Source organism: Sulfurovum sp. (assembly GCF_041551015.1).
In the GTDB taxonomy this organism is placed as follows: Bacteria; Campylobacterota; Campylobacteria; order Campylobacterales; family Sulfurovaceae; genus Sulfurovum.
The window spans coordinates 1-3,997 of sequence record NZ_JBFENQ010000151.1 but is presented as its reverse complement, the minus strand read 5'-3'; the positions used below and the strand labels follow the sequence as shown (position 1 = coordinate 3,997).

Annotated in this window: 1 protein-coding gene and 2 pseudogenes; 2 read left to right on the top strand and 1 reads right to left on the bottom strand. The window is 34.3% G+C overall.

Translation table 11 applies throughout. From position 1 onward, the window contains the following. Positions 1-649, top strand: a pseudogene (locus ABZC96_RS08805) (hypothetical protein); the annotation flags it as partial. Between the two features lie 295 nt (positions 650-944). Here ABZC96_RS08805 and ABZC96_RS08800 read toward each other — a convergent pair. After that, positions 945-3,614, bottom strand: coding sequence for a hypothetical protein (locus ABZC96_RS08800; RefSeq protein WP_373030532.1), 2,670 nt, complete (start codon positions 3,612-3,614; stop codon positions 945-947). A 98-nt stretch (positions 3,615-3,712) separates the two neighbouring features. On the opposite strand from ABZC96_RS08800, the pseudogene ABZC96_RS08795 reads away from it, so the two are divergent. After that, positions 3,713-3,997, top strand: a pseudogene (locus tag ABZC96_RS08795) (menaquinone biosynthesis decarboxylase); the annotation flags it as partial.

Below are 3,997 nucleotides of genomic sequence, written 5' to 3'. Positions count from 1 at the left end.
GAAAACAGACAGTGATGATGATGGTAAAGGTGACAGTGAAGAGGGTATAACAGATACAGACGGTGATGGTCTCATTGATGCTATCGAATCATCTATTGTGGATAGTGACAGTGATGGTGTAGTAGATGAACTTGATGCTGTTAATAATGGGGATAATGATAGTGACGGTGATGGCCTTTCCAACTTAGAGGAGATCACATCAGGTACAGATCCACTTGATGCAGACAGTGATGATGATGGTGTGAATGATGGTAAAGAAATTACGAATGGTACAGATCCGCTTGATGCAGATAGTGATAATGATGGACTTAATGATGGTGATGAAGAAACCAATGGTACAGATCCGCTTGATGCAGACAGTGATAATGATTTTCTTAATGATGGTGATGAAATAACTGCAGGTACAGATCCACTTGATCAAGATACAGATGACGATGGCTTAGGTGATAACTATGAACTTACGACAGATGTAGGTAATGGGAATTTATATATTACTGATCCACTTAATCCAGATACAGACGGTGATAGTCAAGAAGATGGTGCAGAAGTACAAAATGGAACAGATCCTACAGACCCTAACAGTAAGACAAGTTGTCTTATCTTTAATCCATTCTGTTGGTTTGCAACATTTGTAGACATTTTCCTTTAATCTAAATAGCTATTTTTCTCTCATTTGAGAGAAAAATAGAAATTATATATTCAAGAAATAACTTCAGAGAGAAGTGGATTATTTTAATTAAAGTCTACTTTGTTTTTTAAAAAAATCATTCTCATAAAAGTTGTGTTGTTCCTGTTTTTCAGAGGTGATTCTCTTTGTTTGTAAGTTTTAAGTCGAATTTTTTTGAATAACAGTTACACAAGTTGTAATACAATTATTCATACATTTTACAACTGCAATTTAAGGATGTAGATCAAGATCTATGGATAAGGATCAATACTATAAGTTAGAAAAAGATTCCCATAAATCCTCCTGCAACACCTGAAGCAGCATCTTTTGCTGCTTCACCCATTGGCATTTTTTCCATCATCTTTCGGTTTCCTTTCCCTACTATTGAATCCATCTGTTCATCCATTTTGTGTCTAATAAGTTTTTGCATGTTTATGTCTACTTCAGGATCATCTAGTGAGCCATATACTTTACCTGAAAACTCTTGCTCCTGCATTTTAAAATCAAAGTAAGCATTAATGGTATTTTTGTCAGTATTCATGATGGTATTGGTTAAATAGAAGTGGCCTCTGTTATTTGCAAGTTTTAAATCTCCTTGTAAAATATCGTTCTGGTAACTTGCTTCTAATGTACTATCATCAAACTCTTCAACAAGCATATTTACATCAGCTTTTTTATAGATGTTACTGACCAGGTCTGAATGTAAGAATTTTGCATTTTTGAGTTTGGTATTCACTACCATACGCTTTTTTATAAAGTCATAATTGATCTTACCTGTTGTGTCACCATCTATCATAATTTGGAATGGAAATAAACTCATAAACTGTTTAAAAGAGACATCATTCAGGTCTATGTCCAACCTATCTTTTTCATAGACAAAATCGAGCATTCCTCCAAATGTTTTAGAAACTCCCTGTATCTTAAACTGTTTGTGATGGGTTGCTTCGCCCATAGCGTAGAACGGACCATGATATTTGTAGCCGAAAAGTTTCTCAAATGGTGTCAGATCTTTTACATCTATTACATAAAAGGCACTTGTAGTATTTGCATCTGCATCACGAGAGCCTTTTGTGATATTGAGCTTAGCATTTGCCATAGTGATATCGGCAGTAAAAGTTTGCTTACTGTTGTCAAGATTTATTTGTGTATGTAAAGAGAAAGGAAGTTTATCGAGAGTACTTTTTTTAAGTGAGTAGATAAGTGTACCTTTTTTACTTTCTTTACTTAGATATTCAAAATCTGCATGCAGGTCAGCCCTACCTTTAGGAAAGATTTTTTGACCAAGAAGTGTAGAAAGTTTTACTGAGTGAATACCATCCATGCTAAGAGAGAAGTTTTCCAATCTATCATTGATCTTGATACCATCATAACTGATATGACCATCAAGAGCTGTGCCTGCTCCACTTATATGTAAGCGGGAAAAAGGACCATTGAGATGTCCGATAAGGTTAATCTCATCTTCTATAGTATAGATATGACTAGGAAAACGTGAAGCGCTTAAAGTATAGTCCATGTTGGTCAAAGAGTCATTAACCAAACCATTCAGAGTAAGTTTGTAATGTTTGTTAAACGTTCCGTTAAATCTAAGGTAAGTATCTTGAAAAGCATTTTGCATAGGTGTAGCATCATCGAGCATCATCATATAGGTTTTACCCGCAAGTTGATATTTTGGTATCTTCAGGTCAATATGCCCTTCTATGGATTTCTTTGTAAGATTTATCTTTGTATGGCTTAATAACAAATGATTTTTTGAGTTTGCCAAGCGTATATCACCAGATAACATATCGTCTTTATATGTGAGATTCACACTACTGTCATCAAAAACTTCCTGCTGTATATTGATACCGGTTTTCTCAGAGAGTGTATTGACAAGTTCTGAAGGTAAAAACTTTACATTTTTAAGTTTGGTCTGTGCACTGATGCTCTCCGTAAGAAAGTTATATTGTATCTGTCCGGTTGTCTTGGTATCGAGTAGAGGAGCATAAGAGATTCGTTCCATGATATTTTGGAAAGGAACATCAATCAAATCGGCTTTGAGTGTCTCTTTTTCATAAAGAAAGTCAATCATGCCACCAAAGCTTTTTGAGAGACCCTTTACGATGATATAGTTGTTATACTCTATTTCACCAAAAGCATAAAATGGACCTACATATTTGTAGCCTAACAACTTTTCTAAATGGCTTAATTCTTTAATATCCAGAGCGTAAAAAGCATGAGCGTAGTTTTTCTCTTGATCATAACGTCCTTTAGTAAGATGAAGTGTTAATTCCGGTGCAGTGATATCTATGATAAAGGTATGGTTTGTATTATCTATATCTATTTGAGTATGTAGATCTACCAGTAATCCAGAGAAGTTTTTATCTTTGACATCATAAACTATCTTTCCTTTTTTACTTTTTTCTCCTATATGATCAAAAAGTATATGGGCATTGGACTTACCTTTAAAAATAGTATTTTGGCCAAGAAGTGTAAAAAGTTTACTTGAATTCATATCATTTATCACAAAGTTTACATCTTTAAATATATCACTTTGTTTCAGCAAACTATAGCTTACATTGCCATCGAGGGCTTTCCCTTCACCTGTAACGTGAACATTACCTATGGGACCGCTTATATGCCCCTGAATATTAATCTCATCATCTATGGCACAGATAGTACTCTGAATACAGTTACTTGTGAGTGTGTAGTTCATATCAAGCTGATTGTTTTCGAGGAAGCCTTTAAGTTTGAGGTTGTATTTGTCCTCAAGGAGTATATCTGCTTCAAGGTAAGGATACCGTTTTATGTTTAGAGATTCAACATCAACGTCTAAGCCTGCTTTCTTGGTAAGTATATAACTCATAGAACTATAGATTTGCTGATTGCCCAAAGGTGTGTAGAGAAGGTAAAAAAGTATGAGGGACATAAAAATGATAATAAAAATAATATATTTTATAATAGTTGACATAGGTGAAGTGACCTTTGATACTTTTTATTATCATACCATAATCATCTAGTGTAAATTACTTTATAGATATAATATTTTAGAAAAAAAGAGGATAAAAAATGCAAGACGTAGTACAATGGCTTAAAGATAATGGTAATTTAAAGATCATAGATGAACCCCTTGACGTGGAACTTGAAATCCCACATGTAGCCTATGTAGAAGTCAAGACAGATGACTCACGTCCTATCCTTTTTACAAACCCCATTAACAAAGCTAAAGGCATAGAGTATGATATGCCTGTACTGATGAATATCTTTGCCAATAAAGAATTGACTGAAAAGATCTTTGGTAAACATCCTGATGATGTTGCAGAGGGTATAGATGAACTTCTTAAGCTTAAACCG